At 55.1% G+C, this 21,197-nt stretch carries 15 protein-coding genes; 6 read left to right on the forward strand and 9 right to left on the reverse strand.

Annotation, left to right across the window (positions count from 1 at the left end; genetic code table 11):
* Positions 1 to 22: 22 nt before the first annotated feature.
* The 3 genes from UF64_RS07575 (at position 23) to UF64_RS19670 (ending at position 5,976) form a co-directional block, all read left to right on the forward strand.
* Positions 23 to 904, forward strand: a complete 882-nt coding sequence (locus tag UF64_RS07575; RefSeq protein WP_044827977.1) for a 50S ribosomal protein L11 methyltransferase — start codon at positions 23 to 25, stop codon at positions 902 to 904.
* 367 nt (positions 905 to 1,271) lie between these two features.
* Complete coding sequence (locus UF64_RS07580; RefSeq protein WP_044827978.1) at positions 1,272 to 2,357, forward strand: HD domain-containing phosphohydrolase; 1,086 nt, start codon at positions 1,272 to 1,274, stop codon at positions 2,355 to 2,357.
* A 19-nt stretch (positions 2,358 to 2,376) separates the two neighbouring features.
* Positions 2,377 to 5,976 (forward strand): PAS domain S-box protein, encoded by a 3,600-nt coding sequence (locus UF64_RS19670; protein ID WP_082049617.1) that lies wholly within the window; start codon positions 2,377 to 2,379, stop codon positions 5,974 to 5,976.
* Between the two features lie 188 nt (positions 5,977 to 6,164).
* Here UF64_RS19670 and UF64_RS20150 read toward each other — a convergent pair whose 3' ends face one another.
* The gene (locus UF64_RS20150; protein WP_235284995.1) at positions 6,165 to 6,332 is read right to left on the reverse strand and encodes a hypothetical protein; all 168 of its coding nucleotides are present in this window, start codon (positions 6,330 to 6,332) and stop codon (positions 6,165 to 6,167) included.
* 290 nt (positions 6,333 to 6,622) lie between these two features.
* Here UF64_RS20150 and UF64_RS20865 point away from each other — a divergent pair, with 290 nt between their 5' ends.
* A complete protein-coding gene (locus tag UF64_RS20865; RefSeq protein ID WP_052657492.1) occupies positions 6,623 to 8,647 on the forward strand; it encodes an aminopeptidase P family protein in 2,025 nt (674 codons plus the stop codon).
* A gap of 158 nt (positions 8,648 to 8,805) precedes the next feature.
* Entirely contained in the window at positions 8,806 to 9,858 is a 1,053-nt protein-coding gene (gene mgrA, locus UF64_RS07595) for an L-glyceraldehyde 3-phosphate reductase (RefSeq protein WP_044827979.1), read from the forward strand.
* Positions 9,859 to 9,937: 79 nt separating this feature from the next.
* Here the strand turns inward: mgrA and UF64_RS07600 are convergent, their stop codons facing one another.
* Positions 9,938 to 10,843, reverse strand: coding sequence for a LysR family transcriptional regulator (locus UF64_RS07600; RefSeq protein ID WP_044827980.1), 906 nt, complete (start codon positions 10,841 to 10,843; stop codon positions 9,938 to 9,940).
* Between the two features lie 141 nt (positions 10,844 to 10,984).
* Here UF64_RS07600 and UF64_RS07605 point away from each other — a divergent pair, with 141 nt between their 5' ends.
* Entirely contained in the window at positions 10,985 to 12,019 is a 1,035-nt protein-coding gene (locus tag UF64_RS07605; RefSeq protein WP_044827981.1) for a DMT family transporter, read from the forward strand.
* Positions 12,020 to 12,041: 22 nt separating this feature from the next.
* Here UF64_RS07605 and UF64_RS07610 read toward each other — a convergent pair whose 3' ends face one another.
* The 7 genes from UF64_RS07610 to ftsZ all read right to left on the reverse strand — a co-directional run bounded on the left by UF64_RS07610 (position 12,042) and on the right by ftsZ (position 21,089).
* A complete protein-coding gene (locus UF64_RS07610) occupies positions 12,042 to 12,617 on the reverse strand; it encodes a thermonuclease family protein (protein WP_052657493.1) in 576 nt (191 codons plus the stop codon).
* Positions 12,589 to 12,981 carry a hypothetical protein gene (locus UF64_RS07615; RefSeq protein WP_044827982.1) on the reverse strand — a complete coding sequence of 131 codons (393 nt, stop codon included), beginning with the start codon at positions 12,979 to 12,981 and terminating at the stop codon, positions 12,589 to 12,591. Before UF64_RS07615 ends, UF64_RS07610 begins: the two co-directional genes overlap by 29 nt.
* Positions 12,982 to 13,008: 27 nt before the next feature.
* Entirely contained in the window at positions 13,009 to 15,117 is a 2,109-nt protein-coding gene (gene ligA, locus UF64_RS07620) for an NAD-dependent DNA ligase LigA (protein ID WP_044827983.1), read from the reverse strand.
* A gap of 49 nt (positions 15,118 to 15,166) precedes the next feature.
* Positions 15,167 to 16,837: a DNA repair protein RecN gene (gene recN / locus UF64_RS07625; protein WP_044827984.1), complete on the reverse strand. Its 1,671-nt coding sequence runs from the start codon at positions 16,835 to 16,837 to the stop codon at positions 15,167 to 15,169.
* A gap of 252 nt (positions 16,838 to 17,089) precedes the next feature.
* Positions 17,090 to 17,914 (reverse strand): outer membrane protein assembly factor BamD, encoded by an 825-nt coding sequence (locus tag UF64_RS07630; RefSeq protein ID WP_044827985.1) that lies wholly within the window; start codon positions 17,912 to 17,914, stop codon positions 17,090 to 17,092.
* 224 nt (positions 17,915 to 18,138) lie between these two features.
* Positions 18,139 to 19,107 carry a UDP-3-O-acyl-N-acetylglucosamine deacetylase gene (lpxC, locus tag UF64_RS07635; protein ID WP_082049619.1) on the reverse strand — a complete coding sequence of 323 codons (969 nt, stop codon included), beginning with the start codon at positions 19,105 to 19,107 and terminating at the stop codon, positions 18,139 to 18,141.
* A 335-nt stretch (positions 19,108 to 19,442) separates the two neighbouring features.
* A complete protein-coding gene (gene ftsZ, locus UF64_RS07640; RefSeq protein WP_044827986.1) occupies positions 19,443 to 21,089 on the reverse strand; it encodes a cell division protein FtsZ in 1,647 nt (548 codons plus the stop codon).
* Between the last annotated feature and the right edge of the window lie 108 nt (positions 21,090 to 21,197).

Below are 21,197 nucleotides of genomic sequence, written 5' to 3' on the forward strand. Positions count from 1 at the left end.
GCCCACACAAGCGAGAAGTGATATGACCGAACCCGTTCTTTGCTACAACTTCCAGTTCGAAGTTGATGGCGCCTATGCGCAAGCCTTTGCCGACGCGCTGTTTGATTACTGTGATGCGCTGTCGCATTTCGAACGCGAAGGTGATCCAAGTGCACCCTGGCGGATTGAAGGTTTTGCAGGTGAGCTGTTTGACAAGGGTGCGGTGGAAACAGCGGTTTCGATCATGGCGTCCGCTGTTGGTATTGAAACACCGACTGTGACCTTTGGAACCTATGAGCCAAAGGACTGGGTCAGTGAGAACCTGCGCAGCTTCAAGCCGATCTCGATCGGGCGCTTCTTTGTGCATGGCTCGCACTGGGATGAAGAAATCCCGGTCGCCAAGACAGCGCTTCAGGTCGATGCCGGTCTGGCATTCGGTTCCGGTGAACACCAGACGACCAAGGGTTGCCTGGCCGCCATTGACTGGTTGGCCAAGCGTGGAGCACGTCACAACGCGCTTGATATGGGGTGCGGATCGGGCATTCTCGGCATGGCTTGCGCCAAAACCTGGCGTTGCTCGGTGATGATGGCCGATATTGATCCGGCATCGGTTCGAGTTGCCCGCGAAAATGCCAAAACCAACAAAGTCGCGGAACTTGTCACTGCCATTCATTCGAACGGTTTTCAGGATTCCCGTATCCGTGACGCCGGATATTACGACATTGTTTGCGCCAATATCCTTGCCCGCCCGCTGCGCGGCATGGCGCATGATCTGACCAATACGCTTTCCGAAAACGGTGTGGTGATCCTGTCGGGTCTTCTCGCGCATCAGGAACAGTTTGTTCTTTCGGCCTATCGCGAAGTCGGACTTTCGCTGGTCAATCGCTTCAAGGTGGAAAACTGGACGACGCTCGTCGTCGGTTAACGCAAACATCTTTCCGGCAATGATTTAAGCGGCTGTCCATCGAAACTGATGGGCAGCCGTTTTTCGTTTAGGGGCGAAATCTGAGTGTTTCGGCGTGATTCTCGAGCTTTTCCTATACGTCCGTGACACTTCTCGATTCGTTCGTTGAATTGAGTAATGTGAATAAAATCACACCTATGCGAGTGCATTCTAAATATCTTTCAATCAAGGACTTGTTCGGCGAAATCGTTGGATTACGCGGAAAAATAGAAGTTTTTAAAATTAAAATCTGCTCAGTCACCTTTTGCGTATGTTGCAATATATAATACCAACGGATAGGTTACGCTATTCTCTGGTCGCAATTGGATTCAGACATGGAGCAGACTGATTGAGCGAGCTTGAACACCGCATTCTCGTCGCAGACGACGAGCCAGCCATTCGAAAGCTGCTTGCGCGCATTCTTGAGCGTGCAGGTTTTGACGTGGTGTTGGCCGCGGACGGACTGGAGGCACTTGAAAAAGTAAAAGCGGATGCATCACTGCGTCTCGTTGTATCCGATTTGCGCATGCCAAATTGCGGCGGACTGGAATTCGTCAAGCGGGCGATAAACGAATACAAGCGTGACTTTGAGTTTATTCTGCTGACCGGTGATGGCGACAAGTCGGATGCCGTCACGGCATTGCGGCTTGGCGTTCGGGAGTTTCTCGATAAACCGATTGAGCGGTCCGAGCTGGAGCGTGCTGCACTTGACGCGCAGGCGCGCTTGCTTGAACGCGACAAAGAAGGTGAGCGGGTCCGCAAGCTCGAACTTGATAATCTCAGTCAGTCAAAGACCCTTGATGATATTACGCGAAAGCTTGGTGGCGCAGAGCAGGAGATGATTGATCGTCTGAGCCTGATCTCGCAGTACCGCGATATCGAAACAGCAGAACATTGTGTGCGCGTCGGGTTATATTCCCAGTTGCTGGCCGACATGGCCGGATTGGATCAGAATGTTCAACGCACAATCCGTTTGGCCGGCATTCTTCATGACATCGGAAAAGTCGGCGTGCCCGATGAGGTGCTTCTGAAAAACGGAAAGTTGACTGACGAAGAGTTCAAGGTCATGCAGCGTCATACGGAGATCGGCTTTGCTATGTTGAATTCTTCTGGCAATCCGGTTCTGGAACAGGCCGCCATTATTGCCCGATATCACCATGAACATTGGCAAGGGTCGGGCTATTGCGCAGGACTTTCGGGAACAGATATTCCTATGGTGGCGCGGATTGTATCGTTGGCGGATGTCTATGATGCTCTGCGAAGTGCACGCCGCTATAAGCCAGCCTATGGTCATCTTGATGCAGTTAACATCATCACCAAAGGTGACGACAGGACATCGCCGGAAATGTTTGATCCGAAGCTTCTGGGACTGTTCGCCGAAAATCATACTCGGTTTGAAACTATCTATAACAGCATGCCTGACCAGTTGGTCTGAGAACGGAACCTGACAGCTCATGCCAAAGAGATTAAGCGCCACTCTTGACCGGACGCGGAACCGTATCGCCGACTTCATGTTGTTTGTGATGTCGATCGGTGGTCTGCCCGCATTGGTGTCATCAATGTTGCGCGAAGCAAGCCAGCGTTCGATGACGGTCGAGATTGTCCATCTTTTGGTTTTTCTGGCGGTCCTGACTTGCCTTGTCCTGCGCAAGCGTCTATCGACCTACATCAAGTCGGTTGTGATCGTCGCAGCGATGACCGCGATGTCGCTACTTTATATCGTCTGGTTCTCGCCCGCCAGCGGGATGGCGATGATGATTGTTTCGACCGTGATTGTCGGGTTGTTCTGGCGACTTTCGGTCACCATTCGATACGCGGTGTTCTGTTTCCTGGCAATTGTCAGCGTCGCCGTGATGCGTGTCTATGATCTCGACGACGGCTTGATCACCGATAGTGGAGCAGTTCCGCATACGATACCGGTCTGGGGTTCTGCCCTGTTTGGTTATATCTGGATGACGGCATCGCTCGTTGTCGGTATTGTCTGGATGCGTCAGGCGCTTTTGCAGACGAGTATGGATCAGGTGCGTTCACAGAACGAACTGATGTCGGGAAAGAAATTTCTGGAGCAAATCCGTGAAAGTGCGTCGGAGGTTGCCAACCATTTCTCGTCACTTGATCGCATTGAAAACGCCTCTTTCCGACCGACTTTAAAACGCTTTGCAGATTTGATGAATTGTGAACGTGCAAGTCTGTGGCTGGAAAAGGATGACGGTGACGTCGAGTGCGTCGGGCTGTTTGATGCCAACAATCCATCTGCCAAACATGACGGCATGCTTCTGAAGCGATGTGATCTACCGCGTTATTTTGCCGCTCTTGAAACCGGGCAAGTTGTTGATGCGGACAATGCGATTACCGATCCACGTACCTCGGAACTGGCAGATGCCTATCTGATCCCGATGGATATCAGGGCGATCCTTGATGTGTCGCTGATTTCTGCGGCGGGTCGCATGGGTATTCTGTGCTTTGAGACCGTTGGCCGGGCAAGAATATGGCGCCCCGAGGAAATCGTCTTTGCACATATGGCGGGAGGGTTGTTGGCAGCTGCGGCCGGCATGAAAAACGTTATGGAAGCTAATGACGAGCTTAGCTTCTCGCGTCGGCGGTTCGAGGCGGTGGCCAATTACACGGTTGGCTGGGAAAGTTGGATCGCACCTGATGGCAAGCTGATCTGGGTAAACCCGGGTATCGAACGTGTTCTGGGTTACACGGTCGAAGAATGCATGGCACTTGATGATTATCCGTTGTCATTTATCGCAGTCGAGGATCGTGACCGGGTTCGTCATTACATTGACGAAGGGCTTGATGGTCTTTCGGGCAGTGACCGCGAATTTACCGGCCTGCATAAAGACGGCCGCAAGATTGGTATCGATATGTCCTGGCAGCCAATTGCCGATAGTGACGGCGGAAATCTTGGTATCAGGGTCAGCTGCCGCGATATAACTGAACGCATGCGATATCGTCACGATCTTGAGGTTGCGAAGGCTGATCTTGAAGCCAACCAACGCCGCCTGAGAGCACATTTTAACAATGCCAAGATTGGTGTGTTCTACTGGACGCCGGATAGAACGATCATTGAGGTCAACGACACTGCTAGTCAGTTGTTTGGCTACAGCGCAAACGAGATGGTTGGTAAAAAGCTGGAGCTTCTCGTTCCGCAAGAAGACCGTGCGCGTCTCGGAAGCCTGATCCAGCGGATCATGGAAACGCAAAACAGCGTCAATAACCGTTTCGAAAACGTCAAGAGCGACGGCTCCCGGATTATCTGTGAATGGTATGAAAGTCCGATCTTTGACGCCAATGGCGATCTTGATTGTATTGCCAGCTTCGCACTGGACGTCACGGAACGCGAACGCCATCAGGAAACGCTTGAATCGATTTATCGCGGCATTCGTTATCAGGTCGGAACCGGTTTCTTTGACAACCTGACACAGGTGCTGTGTGAAACCCTTGATATGACCTATTGCCATATCGCCGAGATCGTTGGCGATCGGGTTAAGTCGGTTGCCTTCCATTCGCCAGACAGCAAGCGAGAGGGGCTTGATTTCCCTTTGGCCGGGTCGGCAGCCGAACGTGTTATCAAGGACGGTGTTTTTGTCTGTAAGGACGATTTCAAAAGCGTGATGCCTGATGTGCATATGGTCACCGACATCGATGTTGTTGGTTATGTTGGTGCTGCGCTTTATGACAGTGACGGAAACGTAAACGGCATTCTGGTGACCGTATCAGACAAGCCGCTGGCGGACCCGGAACTGGCGAGATCGATTGTCGAAGTGTTTGCATCGCGTGCGTCTGCCGAACTGCAACGTCTGCAGTCCGAACGCAAACGTGAAAAGCTTGAACAGCAGCTACGCCATTCCCAGCGGATGGAAACCATGGGTGTGCTGGCAGGCGGTATTGCGCACGATTTCAACAATATCCTGCAGCCCATCAGTGGCTATGCTGAATTGCTTTATTCCGATTTGCCAGAAGACTCGCCACTGCGTGACGACGTCATGGAAATCCGGCAGGGGGCGGATCGCGCGCGTGATCTGGTTCGGCAAATTCTGGCATTTAGCCGTAATTCCGAAACCGAACGTTCGCCAATTGATGTCGGGTCGATGATCACGGCTACTGTGCGTTTCGCGCGCGGTTCGCTGCCATCCAGTGTCTCGCTCAAGGTCGAGTTGGGGGCCAAGGGCATGACAGTGATGGGCAATGCGACCCAGCTTGATCAATGTCTGATGAACCTGATCACCAACGCCTATCACGCGGTTGGAGATCAGGGCGAAATTCGCGTCAAGGCCAGCCCGTTTGAAGTCACTGAAGACAGCCTTGAAGTGCATCCCTTGCTGACATCGGGGCGCTATATCCAGATATGTGTGGTCGATAACGGTGTTGGGATGGAGCCCGAAATCGCCAAGAAAATCTTTGATCCGTTCTTTACCACCAAGGAGCCGGGCAAGGGGACGGGTCTTGGCCTGTCGACCGTGCACGGGATTATCGCCGGTCATAAGGGCGAGATTTCTGTTTACAGCCGTCTGGGGCAGGGCACCCGGTTCTCGATCCTGTTGCCCGAACATGACCGCGAAGCCTGTGATGAAAAACGCGATACGCGTGGTTTGTCGGTTGGTGTGGGCGGTCATCTTGCCGTTGTCGATGACGAGGAAAAGAACCTTAAACTCTGCGCACGCATGCTTGAGCGGATCGGATATTCAGTGGAAACCTTTAACGAGGCTACTAAGGCGCTTGAGGCACTCAGCGCACCGGATGCCGATTTTGACGGGATTCTGACCGATCAGACCATGCCGGGGATGACCGGTCACAAGATGATCGAAAAGCTGCGTGAAGCCGGCAACAACATCCCTGTTGTCGTGATGACGGGTTACGCCTCAGACGAGGTGACGGCATCCTTCAAGGCCCTTGGGGTGGCCCGCATTCTTGCCAAGCCGCTTGATATCATCGAGCTACATGACGGATTGGCTGCCGTGTTTGGGGAAACCAAGGACGCGGAGCCGACACCTGCCATTGCGGCTGATACGTCGGAAGTTGATACGGACCTGAAACTGGTTGAGTAGGGCGGTGGAAAGGCTTTCTACCGTCCGCCCGATACCGCGCAAGGCGTGAACCGGTCAAAAAGAAACGGCCCTGCTGTGGAGAAGCAGGGCCGTTTCAGAGGGAAAAGACAAAAATGCCGCAAGGATCATGAACCGTGATCCTGCGCGTCATCATTTGATATCAGACCAACCCGGGCGGGACTGATCCGTTATTCCGTGTCCTGGGCGTCGTGCTGATCATATGGAATACGATCTGCAATGTCGTCTGCCGGATGGGCAGGGCCAGTATCAAGACCGAGCGCAGCTTTTTGACCCAGGGTCAGGCGCTCAAGGCCGTCATAGGCCGTCTGGCGACGACGGGATTGTATAACGCTCAAGGCAGTAATAGGAAAACGGATCACCGTTCATGGTCTCCAGCAAATTGACGTCCCGACGGGCCATCTTTTTGTCACGGGACTGTCATACGTTAACCTTTGGCTAATGTGCATTGCGAAGCTTGCAACGCATTCATTCGCGAGATGCATGCACAGCTGTTTCGCGGGTGAAAAATGGCGTAGCATGCGGGCATGGTCTTTGGTGCTTGCGCGACATCGGTACTAACCCTTACATAGGTGTAGGTCCTGCGCCTAACCCGCCTACCGCCCCACATGTTTTAAAGAGGATCTTCATGGCCATTTCCGGTGATGCTCAACTTGCCAAACTGCTTGAAGCCGCCAATGTCGACAAGGATGTTAGCGCTGTCATCGATCTGATTGACGGTGTGCTGGCCTCCGCTGAAGGCAGCACGCGAGAAGACTGGATCGATCTGATCTGCCAATCCCCGGATGATGCCTTGCGGGCTGAATTGCTCGCGCTCCGTGATGAACGCAAAAGCCGCTTTAAAATGGCCAAGGATGATTTTGACGCAGCCCACAGACTGGATGCCTTGCGTACCTATCTTTCGGCCAAGGGCGTTGATGGCTTTGTTGTGCCGCGTGCCGATGAACATCAGGGCGAAAACGTCCCGGCCCGGGCAGAACGTCAGGCATGGTTGACCGGCTTTACCGGCTCTGCCGGGGCGGCTGTTGTTCTGCGCGACAAGGCTGCTGTATTTGTTGATGGCCGCTACACCATTCAGGTCCGTCAGCAAGTCAGCCGAGATCTATTTGAATATCGCCATCTGGTCGAAGAACCGGTGGTCGGCTGGTTGCACGACAATCTGAAATCCGGGCAGAAGCTTGCCTATGATCCTTGGCTACATACCGTGCAGCAGGCGACCCACCTTCGTTCTGCCTGCGACGCGGTCGGGGCGGAACTGATTGCGATCGACACCAACCCGATTGATGCCATCTGGCATGCCCAGCCGCATCTGCCACTTGGTCCGGTTCGCCCGCATCCGATGGAATATGCGGGCAAGTCCAGCTTTGAAAAACGCACCCAGATTGCCGAAATCCTGTCACGCATTTCATGTGACAGCGCCATTTTGTCCGCACCTGACAGCATTGCCTGGCTTTTGAATATCCGTGGGGCTGATGTGCCACAAACGCCGCTGGCACTTGGCTATGCGATCATTAACGGGGATGCCTCGGTCGATCTGTTCATGGATGAACGCAAGGTTGCTGCCGAAACCGTCGCCTGGTTGTCGGGTGAGGCCAATCTGCGTGCGCCGGGCGAACTAGCCGACGCCCTGCAGGCCATGGGTAATCAGTCGGTGCGTCTGGATGAAGCAACGGCAGCGGACTGGCTTCGCATGCAGCTTTCCGAAGCAGGTGCGACTGTTCGTGTCGGACGCGATCCGGTGGCCGTTCCCAAGGCGTGCAAGAACGACGTCGAACTCGAAGGATCGCGCAAGGCCCACAAGCGCGATGGCGAGAAGATCATTCGGTATTTCAAATGGCTTGATGAAGCCGCAAGCGCTGGTGACATCGATGAACGTGCAGCAGCCGACATGTTGCTATCGATGCGTGCCGAAGACCCGCTTTTCCGCGATTCAAGCTTTGAAACCATTCCGGGCAGTGGTCCGAACGGGGCGCTTTGCCATTACCGCAATACCCCGGAAACCAACCGCAAGCTGACCTCGGGCGAGATTTTCCTGATCGATTCCGGTGCCCAATATCTTGATGGCACCACCGATATCACCCGAACAACCGTAATTGGCGAGCCGTCTCAGGAACATCGTGATCGCTTTACCCGCGTGCTCAAGGGCCATATCGCCCTTGCCCGTGCCGTGTTCCCGGTGGGCACCACCGGTCAGCAGCTTGATACGCTGGCCCGCATGCCGCTTTGGGAAGCCGGGCTTGATTTTGACCATGGCACCGGGCATGGCGTTGGTAGTTATCTTGGCGTGCATGAAGGCCCGCAACGTATTTCCAAGGCCCCGAACAAGGTGGCATTGAAACCCGGTATGATCGTTTCGAACGAACCGGGCTTCTATAAGGAAGGCGAATACGGCATCCGGATTGAAAACCTGATTGCGGTAACCGAGATTGATGCGCCGATTGGTGCAGATCGCAAGATGCTCGGCTTTGAGACCCTGACCTTCTCGCCGATTGAGCGCAAGCTGATTGATCCGGAATTGATGACCCGGGACGAGTTGCAGTGGCTTAACGACTACCATGCGCAAGTCTATGCAATGTATGCCGATGATCTTGATGATGATCATCGTGAATGGCTGCAAAACGCAACCGCACCGATAAAAAAGAAGCAGGACTGACCCGGGTAATGGGTGAGATGCATTAAAAAGGCCGCGTCGGTTTATGGCGCGGCTTTTTGCATCCTCGACACTGACAAACGGGATCGAATGCCGTTATAAGACGGTATTGGATCGATTCAAGGAAAGCGGCAAACCGCTTCTGAAAGCAGGAGGAACATATGGCTGAAGTCGAAGCACAGTGGATGGCAAATCCCGATCGCTATGATGACGAGAACTGGAACCGTTGCGGGCGCAGTGGATTGCTTCTGCCGAAAATCACGCTTGGTCTGTGGCAGAATTTCGGTGGCGTGGATGTTTATGAAACCCAGCGCGCGATGATCCGCCGCGCCTTTGACCGTGGCGTGTTTCATTTCGATCTTGCCAATAACTACGGCCCGCCGCCGGGCTCGGCGGAAGAAAACTTTGGCAAGGTTCTGTCGCAGGATCTGAAATCCCACCGGGATGAGTTGGTGATTTCGACCAAGGCAGGTTACCGCATGTGGCCGGGACCGTTCGGAGAATGGGGTTCGCGCAAATATCTGATTTCAAGCCTTGATCAAAGCTTGAAGCGGATGGGGCTGGATTATGTCGATATCTTCTATTCGCATCGGGTTGACCCCAATACGCCGCTTGCCGAAACCATGGGCGCACTCGATCAGATCGTGCGGTCCGGCAAGGCGCTTTATGTCGGGATTTCGTCCTATTCACCGGAAATGACCCGCGAAGCCCATGCGATCCTTAAAGACATGGGAACGCCATGCGTCATTCATCAGCCGTCCTATTCGATGGTCAATCGCTGGGTCGAGGATGGGCTGCTTGATACCCTGTCCGAGCTTGGCATGGGATGTATTGCCTTCTCCCCGCTGGCACAGGGGCTTCTGACCAACAAGTATCTCAATGGTGTGCCCGAAGACTCCCGTGCCGCACTCGAAGGATCCTTCCAGACGGGCATGCTTTCAGAAGAGAACCTTGATCGGGTTCGCGCCCTGAACGAAATCGCCAAACGCCGTGGTCAGACCCTGGCGCAGATGGCGATTGCCTGGGTGCTGCGCCGCCCCGAGGTCACATCAGCCCTGATCGGCGCGCGTCATGTCCAGCAGCTTGATAACAGCCTTGATGCGCTCAATAACCTTGAATTCAGCGCAGAAGAACTGGCCGAGATCGACAAATACGCAGGGGATGCGGGCATTAACCTTTGGCAGAAATCCTCGGACAGTCAGGCCCCTGTTTGATCCTGACGCCAGATATCATGATGAAAACCCCGACCAAAGCATCCTCCGGTCGGGGTTTTCTATGTGTGGCTAATCCAGCTTATTGGTTGGCCATCGGGACGGTTCCGGCCAGATCGCGCAAGGTATCGACAACGGCCTTGCCCCCGGCACTGAGCGGGCGGTCTTGTAACCAGGACAGCATCACCTTGCGTGACAGCTCCGGATTGGTGATCCGCCGTGCCTTGAGACGCCCGGTGGAAAGTTCCTGAACCAATGAACTTCGCGGCAGAACCGTGTGCCCGACATTGCGGCTGACGAGATCGACCAACACACGAAGGGCGTCGGCTTCGACCACCGGGGTCAACGGACGACCGGCGCGAAAGGCCGCTTCCTGCATCATGGCGCGCAGTCCGTGCTTGTTGGTCGGCATGATCAGGGGCAGGGACAGGACATCCTCATAGGCGATTTCGGTTTCCTGCTCGCCGACCTGCGAGGGATGGGAAATCAGAAACAGGTCTTCACGCCAAAGCGGTTCGGCATGCAGGCTGCGCGAAATCATGCCGTCATGAAGAATGCCGATATCAAGGCGCCCCGAGAGTAATCCTTCCTGCACATCACCGGTCAGGTCTTCGGCAACCGTGATGTTAAGATCGGGATAGCGATCGCGCAGCGTTTCGATCAAGGCGCCGGTAATCACGATCCCGGCACTGGGCGGGACGCCCACATGAACGTGACCGGTAATCTGGCTGCTACGCGCGGACAGGTCGGCTTCAAGCCGGGCAAGGTCGGTCAGGATGACGCGCGCCCGTTCGGCCAGCATCTGGCCTGCCTCGGTCAGTTTGACGCCACGCCCGGTGCGTTCGAGCAGTTTGGTATCAAGGGTTTCTTCAAGCAGGTTCAACTGCCGACTGAGTGCCGGCTGCGACAGGTTCAGGCGCTCTGCCGCGCGGGACAGGCTTCCTAGTTCGGCAATATGAACAAAGCTTCTGAGTTGTTTGATATCCATGCGTCACGATCCTGCACGGGGTTCCTGCGGTGGTTTTGCTATCTGATATAGCCAAAGCTGATATCTGATAGCAATTAATTCGAATTGAATAATGGCAGCTTGCAGGTGACTATGGCAACCAAGAGAGGATCGGAGAAACTCATGACGCCACCACCGTCACCCTCAGAACCCGGGCAACAGAGCGTCCCGGCAGCAGACGCCAATGGGGCTGCGCCGTCACTTGCGCCTGTTGTGTCGCCTGTAGGTTCGGCCCTGACCATTGTTTTGCTGGCGACTGTCGCCTTGGCCATGAAGGGTCTTCTGGCCAAGTTTGTTTATGCCACCGGCATGACCGTTGATGGCTTGTTGCTGCTGCGGTTTCTGATTGCCATGCCGTTCTTCTGGCTTGGCGTGGTTTTGTTTGGCAAGAACCGGCCGGGCGAACGCAAAATGAAACCGGTTGATCTGGCATGGGGCGGGCTTTATGGCGGCATGTTTTTCTTGGCCGCCCTGTTTGATTTTACCGCTGTTTCGCTGATTGATGTCACGGTGTCGCGGATCGTGTTGTTTACCTTCCCGGCGATCGTGATGATCTTGGAGGCCCTTCACAAGGGACGCTTTCCGCCATTTCGCCAGATCGTCTGCTTTGTCATTACCTATGCCGGGTTGGTTCTGGTTTTGGCGCCGGGCGGGTTTGGCGAGGTATCCCAGACGTTGTGGTATGGGGCGGCTTGGGCGTTTGGCTCTGCCCTGACCTATGCGATTTATCTTTATTTCGGGCAGCGGATGATTACGACCGTTGGCTCCATGCACTTTGCCGCCCTGATCAATACGGCGGCGGGCATCTGCATGGTGGTTTACGAGTTGATCGTGCAAAACCCGCTGAACCTGAATATGGCCGGGATCATGTGGACGGTGGGGATTTCGATCTTCTGCACCGTTATCCCGTTCTTCCTGCTCTATGAAGGCATCCGCAGGGTTGGTGCAACACAGGCATCGCTGATTTCATTGTCGGGTCCTGCCATGACATTCTTTGCTGCCTGGCTGTTTCTGGGCGAAGTCCTGACAATTCCCCAATTGATCGGCTTTGCGGTGGTTACGATCGGCGTAGCGTCATTGAAAAACAGCTTTACGCTGGCGGGATTGGGGAGGTTGCTGGCACGGCCATTTGCCTCCGGCGGGCCAACGCAGCGATAAGCAAATGTGGTGATCCGTCGCGCTACCAGCGGCGGATATCAATTTCATGTTCAGACAGGCGTTCACCGCGGCGCCATTTTAGCGGATCGATAAATTCCCCGGCCCAGACACCACTGCGGGCTTGGCGGGCCTGATTTTCGTACGTTTCGTATTCCGGCATCTGATCGGGGCGGGCAACCGCCATCCCACGCAGGATCAGGCTTTGCCCAATATCGACCCCATTGGCATTGCGACAGACGGCCATATTGCGATTATAGCGGTTCTTGCCGCGCATTTCGCAGGTGATCGGGGTTGCGACCAGAAGGTTGGTGGTAAGTTGCCATGCCTCCGCCCCGCAGGCCGTGCTCTGACCATTGACCAGACATTTCTGGAAACGGTTCATGGCATCCGCCCCCCACAGATCAACACGCTTGAAGCCAAACTCCAGCGTATCGGCATCAATGGCGCGGGCAGGCCCCGACAGCGTGTCAAAGTCCGGGTCTGCTTTTGCCAGCGCGGGCATGCAGCCTAGCATCAGGGCAAAGCCCAGTTTGATCAGCCGGTGAGGAAGGGCGGGCACCATGCTGGCCTCAATACAGGTCGCTGTATCTGATTTCATCAAGCTGAGCGAAGATGACTTTCCACTGGTCATCCTGCTTAAGCAAGGCAAAGGCATAGTCACAATCAAAGATCAGGTTGTTTTCCGAATTGCCAAAGCGGAAGGAAACAATCGCACGTGCGCCGCCGGGAAGAGCAGAATGCTGTTCAACCACCATGGATTTTGCCATGGCCAGATCGGCATTTTTCAGTTCTTCGAAAAAGGACTGGTGATATTTGTGCAGGTCTGACGAGTTCGCAATTGCCTGAACACCGGACAGATCGTTGATCAGGCATGGGAAGTGAAAGAAATCATCAAGCGCGTTTTCTTCGAGCTTGAGATGGGCGTCGACATAACGGCGAAAGAAATTTCCAAGGTCTTCCATCAGCACACTTCCCCAGTGAGAACGTTTTTATTCAGCTGCAATCAGATCAAGCCATCCTTGTTCATCAAGCACTGTAACACCTAATTCTTCTGCTTTCTTTAATTTGGAACCTGCACCCGGTCCCGCAACCAGGTAATCGGTTTTTGCTGAAACCGATCCCGCGACTTTTGCACCCAAGCTTTCGGCTTTGACCTTGGCCTCGTTGCGCGAAAACAGTTCCAGCTTCCCGGTAAAGACTACGGTCTTGCCATTGACGGGATTGTCGCTGACTTGCGGGGCTTCGACATCGGTGATGGTCAGAAGGCCTTGCAGGTCATCAAGGACCTCGCGGTTATGGTCCTCGGCCATGAATTCGATCAGATCCTTGGCGACACCTGGGCCGATCTGATCAATATTGATCAGTTCACGCAGGGCTTCGCTGTCGGCTTCATTGGCGGCAACCATTGCGCTGCGCCATTCGGAAAGCGATCCGTAATGACGGGCGAGAAGCTTCGCAGTGGCTTGTCCGATCTGGCGAATGCCAAGCGCGTATATGAAACGGTCGAGCCCAACGGTGCGTCTTTCATTGATGCCGTCAAACAGCTTGGTGGCGGACTTGTCGCCCCAACCATCAAGCTTCCGGATGGCATCGCCATGATCGCTTTCAAGGCGGAAGATGTCACCAGGCGACTTCAGCCAGCCCAGTTCAAAGAATGCCTCGACATTCTTTGCCCCCATGCCATCGATATCAAAGGCATTGCGCGACACGAAATGCTTCAGACGTTCAACCGCTTGTGCCGGGCAGATCAAACCGCCGGTGCAACGCGTGACAGCTTCGCCTTCTTCGCGCATTGCGTGGCTGCCGCATTTCGGACATTCGGTTGGGAATTCATAGGGGGTGGCATCCGCCGGATGGTTGCCATCGTCTTCAAGAATAACCTCAACGACCTGCGGGATAACGTCGCCGGCACGTTGGACGACCACCAGATCGCCAACCCAAACGCCCAGACGATCGATTTCGTCACGGTTATGCAAGGTGGCGTTCGATACCACAACACCGCCCACCGTAACGGGTTCCAGTCGGGCGACCGGGGTCAGGGCACCGGTGCGGCCGACCTGAATGTCGATGGCCTTGATCCGGGTGCGGGCCTTTTCGGCGGGGAATTTATGGGCGATTGCCCAGCGCGGTGAGCGGCTGACGAAACCAAGACGCAGCTGCAGTTCGAAGTCATTGACCTTATAGACGATGCCATCAATGTCATAATCAAGGTCCGGGCGCTGTGTGCCCAGTTCGTCATAGAATGTCATGATGTCATCGGCATCATTGAGCAACCGGGTCAGCGGATTGGTGACAAAGCCCCATCCTTCGACCTTGTGCAGGAAATCCCACTGGGTCTGGGCAAGGCTTTCAGACAGCTCGCCAAAGCTGTAAGCGAAGAAACGTAGTGGGCGCTTGGCGCTGATTGACGGGTCAAGCTGGCGTAGTGAGCCTGCCGCCGCATTGCGCGGGTTGGCAAAGGTCTTGCCGCCGGTCTCGGCCTGTGTCGCGTTCAGTTTCTGGAAGGCAGAGCGCGCCATATAGACCTCGCCACGGATTTCAACCACGTCGGGTGCATCATCGGGCAGGGTTTTGGGGATATCGTCGATATGGGCGACATTGGCGGTGACATCTTCGCCCTCGGACCCGTCACCACGGGTGGCAGCGGTGACCAGTTTGCGGTTCTCGTAACGCAGCGACAGGGAAAGACCATCAATCTTGGGCTCGCCGACCACCTCAACCAGGCTGTGCGCCGTCAGGTTCAGGAAGCGGCGAATACGGGCCAGAAAATCAACGATGTCTTCACGCGAAAATGCATTGCCCAGCGACAGCATCGGACGGGCATGCTTGACCTTGGCAAAACCTTCTGCCGGGGCAGCACCGACTTCCTGCGTCGGACTGTTTTTCTTAAGCGTCGGATAGTGGGATTCAAGTTCGATCAAACGATTGAAGAGCGCGTCATAGGTCGCATCGGAGACCAGCGGATCGTCGTTGACGTGATAGGCCTCGTTATAAGACCGGATACGTTCGGAAATTTCCGCATGCTGCTTGCGCGCCTCGGTGCTCGAAGACGGCATTTCAGGAAGGTCTGAGATGTTTGACGCTTGTTCGGCGCTCATATTCTTTTTGTTCCGTATTCAAGGTTGGGCCGACATGTTGGCGTCGGGATCAATTGGGTTGTTCAAGCAGGCTGTCGGCAGCGGCGCGGGCCTCGGCGGTCACGGAATGACCGGCCAGCATACGGGCAATTTCTTCGCGCCGGGCGCCATCGACCAAGGCATCGACACGGGTCACCATGGTGCCCTCTGCCTCGCGCTTGGCGATATAGAAATGCGTGCGACCGCGCGCTGCGACCTGCGGGCTGTGGGTAATGACAAGGATCTGGCGTTCCTGTGCCAGAAGATGCAGGCGTTGACCAATGGCCGCTGCCGTAGCCCCGCCAACACCACTATCGACCTCGTCAAAGACCAGGCTGGGTACAGCAGATACGCGCGCCAGAACGACCTTGAGCGCAAGCAGAAAACGCGAAAGTTCGCCACCTGATGCGATCTTGTTAAGTGCGCCCGGGGGACTGCCGGGGTTGGTGGCGACAGTGAATTGTACCCGGTCAATGCCGTCCATTCCCCAGTCCGCTTCTTCAAGTTCGGCAATGTCGGTGACAAAGCGCGCTTTTTCCATGCGAAGCGGTGGCAGTTCGGCATTGATCGCGCCGTCAAGCTTGGCCGCGGCAGCCTTGCGCGCGGCATGAAGTTTCTCGCCCGCTTCGATATAGGCCTTGCGATATTCGCCAACCGCTGCGGTCAGGCGGTCTAGTTCCTTTTCGCCGAATTCCAGTTGATCGATCTGGGATCGGAAATCCTTCATCAGCGGATTAAGGCCATCGACCGGTACATTGTATTTGCGGGCTGCCGCGCGCAGGGCAAAAAGCCGTTCCTCGACATTTTCCTGATGGCCGGTATCAAGATTAAGGTCGGCAAGGGTGGCCGAAATTGCCCGGTTGGCTTCTTCAAGTTCGATGGCTGCGCGATCAAGGGCCTCAATAATCGGTTCAAACCGGCCATCGGCCTTTTCAAGTTCGCGTTCAAGGCAGCGCTGCGCACTGCGAAGCGCACTTTCAGCGCCCTTGCCACGCGAAAGTTCGGATCCGGCATCATTCAGGGCGGCAACCAGCTTTTCGCCATGCATCAGGAACTGGCGTTCCTCGGCCAGGCGTTCTTCCTCGCCTTCTTCGGGAGCAAGCTTTTCAAGCTCGTCCACGGCGTGGCGCAGCCATTCTTCCTCTTCACGGGCCTTGTCAATCCGGGCGCGTGCAGCGTTCAGTTCCTTTTGCGTCTCACGCCAGGCACGCCAATGATCGCGGACTGTCATCGCAAGTGTGCCAAGATTGCCATGCGCATCAAGGGTCGCGCGGTGCGTCGTTGGGTCCAGAAGCCCGTGCTGGTCAAACTGGCCCTGAATTTCAACGCAGTAATTACCAACATCGCGCAAAAGACCGACCGACACAGACTGATCATTCACATAGACGCGCGATCGCCCATCGGACGTCACCACACGTCGCACGACGAGGTCTTCGCCTTCAAGATCAATATCCTGATCGGAAAGCAGGGTGAAAACCGGATGGCCTTGCGGCAGATTGAAGGTTGCCGTCACACTGCATTTGTCGCAGCCATGGCGGACAAGGCCGCTATCGGCGCGCGCACCCAGGGCAAGTCCAAGTGAATCAAGCAGGATCGATTTACCAGCACCGGTTTCACCCGTGAGCACGCTAAGCCCGTCGTGAAAATCGAGATCCAGTTTGTCGATAAGGACTACATTCCGAATGCTGAGGCGTCGAAGCATTGCTGGGTACTGATGTTGTTAACGGAGCAGCAGACAGGTACTTGTTGGTGAGTGTGCAGAGTGCCCAATCCCGCCCGGCCTTGCAAGCCTTGCGAAGGCGAAACGGTCTGCAATTCGGTCACGGCAACGGCGTTTGGTCAAACTGCAGTAATTTCAGATGCTAACTGCAAGTTGTTCTTTTTTTGTTCTATATTGTCGCAAGGCGGATTGTCAAGCAAACCCTTGGTCTTACGACGGTTTGGTTAGCTTAATTCAGAAAAGGCTGGAGATGGAGTTTGTGGTGGCATCCCACCAGCTTTCCTCTTCGCGCTCCGGGGCTTCTTCACCCAGCATGAGGCTATAGGATTCGCTATAATATTCGCTGCCCGGGAAGTTGTGGCCAAGAACCGCTGCGGTGCGTTTTGCTTCGCCCTCAAGACCAAGGGAAAGATAGCATTCGGTGAGGCGTGCAAGGGCCTCGGGAACGTGGGTGGTGGTCTGATAGTTTTCGATCACCGCCTTGAACCGGTTGATCGCTGCCAGATACTCGTTGCGGTCCTGATAGTAGCGCCCGACATCCATTTCCTTGCCCGCAAGGTGGTCAACCGTCAGGTCCTTTTTCAGCTTGGCGTCGCGGGCATATTTGCTGTCTGGGAAACGGCGGATGACATCATCAAGCGCATCCATCGCATGCTGGGTCATCTGCTGATCACGGCCAACATCTGAAATCTGTTCGTAATAGGACAGCGCCTTGAGGTAATAGGCGTATGGCACATCCGGGTTGGCCGGATGGAGCGAGATAAAGCGATCCAGTGCATTGATCGCATCATCATATTTGTTGTCCTGATAATACGAATAGGCCGACATCAGGGTCGCCTTGGTCGCCCAGACGGAATAGGGGTGCTGGCGTTCGACTTCGTCAAAGGCCTCGGCAGCCTGCTGGTATTCCTTGGCATCCAGCAGGTCCTGCGCGCCGTTATACAGTTCGGAAACCGGACGTTCGACATATTCCGGTGCCTCATTGCTTGAACATGCCGCAAGCATCAGCGACACGCCGCAAATGGCAATGAGTTGTTTGGCGCGAACGGTACTTAGCACTGTGACCTATCCTCGAAATTTGTGATGAACTCACCGTAAAATCCGCCGGACTATATCATGTGAAGGGCGTGCTTGGGCAAGTAGTTGTGTCGCCAAAAGGTGACTTTTATTCGACGCCATTTGTTCCGGCCATGATCGGATCGCCGAAAACCGGGATGTAAAACAAAAATGGCGACCACAGAGGCCGCCATTTTTATATTTCTTATAGCCAGCCCGCTCTTAACTTAGGCGGTGGCAAGAACCGGTTCTGAAACGCCGCGCAGGGCCGACTTGGTCAGCGGCACAACCCGATAGGCGTCTTCGTCAGCGAGCAATGCCTGCAGCAGCAGGTTGTTGACGTGATGGCCGGATTTATAGGCGGTAACCTTACCCTGCAGCTGCTTGCCGGCAGTGTAAAGATCGCCCAGCGCATCCAAAATCTTGTGACGGACGAATTCGTCTTCGTAACGCAGGCCTTCTTCGTTCATGACCTCGTCGCCGGAAAGGACGACCGCGTTATCAAGCGAGCCACCACGTGCAAGGCCTGCAGAGCGCATGGCTTCAACTTCGTGAAGGAAACCAAAGGTGCGGGCACGGGCGATATCGGCAACAAACACGCCGTCATCAAATTTGACGGACATGCGCTGGTTGGCAATCGCCTTGCTGGCGAAATCGATTTCAAAATCAATCTCGAACCCATTGGCCGGTTCGACGCGCGCGGTGCAGCCGTTATATTCGACTTCAATCGGTTTAAGGACTTCGATGACCTGACGCGGCGCATCAAGTTCATCGATGCCAACGCAATCAATCAGGAAGTTAAACGGTGCAGAGCTGCCATCCATGACCGGAACTTCATCGGCATCGATATCGATGAGCACGTTATCAATGCGCGAACCGGCAAGGGCTGCCATCAGATGTTCGATGGTCCCGATCTTGATGCCCTTGGACGCATCGCCAAGGCAGGTGCAAAGACGGGTGTCGATCACACCATCGTAACGTGCCGGGAACAACGGCTGGTCATCCAGATCCGTGCGGCGAAATACGATGCCATGATCAGCAGGGGCAGGGTGCAGGGTAATGCGAATCTTCTGGCCGGAATGCAAACCGACACCGGCACAACCGATGGAGGCTTTCAACGTGCGCTGGGCCACATAGCCGTCACCGGAATGGCCTGTCTGCGCGATGGCAGCACCAAGATCGGCAATATTGTTCACAGGAACCCCCAAATCAGGTCAGTCAGTTTGTCATCAATCACGGTCAAAGCATGTTCAAAGCCGTCTTCAAATTCATCGGCCCCTGCTTTGTTAGTTCGAAACACTACTGAGGATCGAACAATCACTCAAATCACTCTTTGTTACGCTTTGTAAACTTCATAGTGCTTTGAAAATAAATAATAAAATACGGATTTTCTTGGCGTATTGCGCCAGTTGTAATCGCACGTGCCGGAGGCCTTTGTCACAATTGCGCTTTGGCAGCGTCATATGATCTGGTGCATCCAAAAAAAAGGGGAAGGCACCAAGCCTTCCCCATCTTCGCGCGGAGATCGTCGTCAGTTGGCCTGACGACGAAGGAAGGCCGGGATTTCAAGAAGGTCATCAGACGCACCCTGCGTCTTGCCCCGGGAAGCGGGCTCCTTCTTCATGACAGGTTCACTGTCTTCGCCAAGCGGCATCTCGGTTTGACGCGGGGCAGGTGCCTGCGTCTGCGAGACTTTCGGTTCCGCATGCTGGTGCGGTTCCTTGGCGGTTTTGTTCTTGCCAAACAGGCTGCTCAGAACTGAACGCGGCGAGGTTGCATTCTGGGCATCGGCTGCTTCGAATACATCCGGGCTGTGTGCGGTATGCTCAGCCTGGCTCGGCGTTACAGCGCGCGGCGGAATGAAGGCCATGTCGCCGTTGCTGGTGGTTTTTTCAGTCGGCTTGTCAGCGCGCAGAACCGGTTTCGGTTTGAGGACCGTCTGGCCGATTTCAATCGAACCGGTTTCCTGTGCTTCGGCCTGATGGCTGATTTCCGGCTGCTGTGCGCTGCCGGTGGCAGCAAAGCGATCGGCCGGAATGTGATCAACCGATCCACCACCGACATAGTCACCAGCACCGGTGCTTTCAGCTGCTGCGTTGCCTGCGCCATGCTGTGCAAAGGACGGGGCTGCTGCCGGCTGCTCTGCCGGTTTCGGTGCCACAGGCTGTGCGACGGAAACAGTGGTCGGCTGCGGACGGCGAACTTCTTCGGCGTCGATACCGGTTGCCACAACAGAAACGCGAAGCGCGCCTTCGATGGTCGGATCAAAGGTCGAACCGAAGATGATGTTGGCTTCGGATGCGACTTCCTCGCGGATACGGTTGGCGGCTTCGTCAACTTCGTAAAGCGCCATGTCCATGCCGCCGGTGATGTTGATGAGGACCGCACGGGCACCCTTCATCGAAGCATCTTCAAGAAGCGGATTGGCTATTGCAGCTTCGGCAGCCTCAAGTGCACGTTTTTCACCCGATGCTTCGCCGGTGCCCATCATGGCTTTGCCCATCTCGCTCATTACAGTGCGGATATCGGCAAAGTCGAGGTTCACAAGACCCGGAACCATCATAAGGTCGGTAATCGAACGCACACCGTTACGCAGAACGTCATCAGCCATCTGGAAGGCATCTGCGAAAGTGGTTTTTTCATTCGCAACCCGGAACAGGTTCTGGTTCGGAATGATGATCAGGGTGTCAACATACTGCTGAAGCTGCTCGATGCCCTGTTCGGCAGTGCGCATACGGCGCGTGCCTTCGAAATGGAACGGCTTGGTAACGACACCAACGGTCAGAATGCCGGCTTCTTTGGCGGCACGTGCAATGACCGGGGCGGCACCGGTACCCGTACCACCGCCCATACCGGCGGTGATGAATACCATGTGGCTGCCTTCAAGCTGCGCCTGAATTTCTTCAATGGATTCTTCTGCGGCCGCACTGCCTGCATCAGGACGTGCGCCTGCACCCAGCCCCTGGGTGATCTTGCGGCCAAGCTGCATCTTACGCGTTGCTTTTGCCTGGGTCAGGGCCTGAGAATCGGTGTTGGCAACAACGAAGTCACATCCTTCGAGTTCGGATGCGATCATGTTGTTAACGGCGTTTCCGCCGGCACCGCCGACACCGATAACGGTGATCTTCGGTTTTAGGTTTTCTTCCGTTTCAGGAACGGAAAAACTGATTGTACTCATTGTTTGCTCTTCCTCTCCGCGCTTTAGAGCTTAAAGATCACACAAGCCTTCCCTTTGCCTGTGCGTGCCAGAAATACTTCGGGCACAAAGACCTCCGAGTCCGTTTTA

The organism is Thalassospira sp. HJ, from assembly GCF_000948415.1.
Lineage (GTDB): Bacteria > Pseudomonadota > Alphaproteobacteria > Rhodospirillales > Thalassospiraceae > Thalassospira.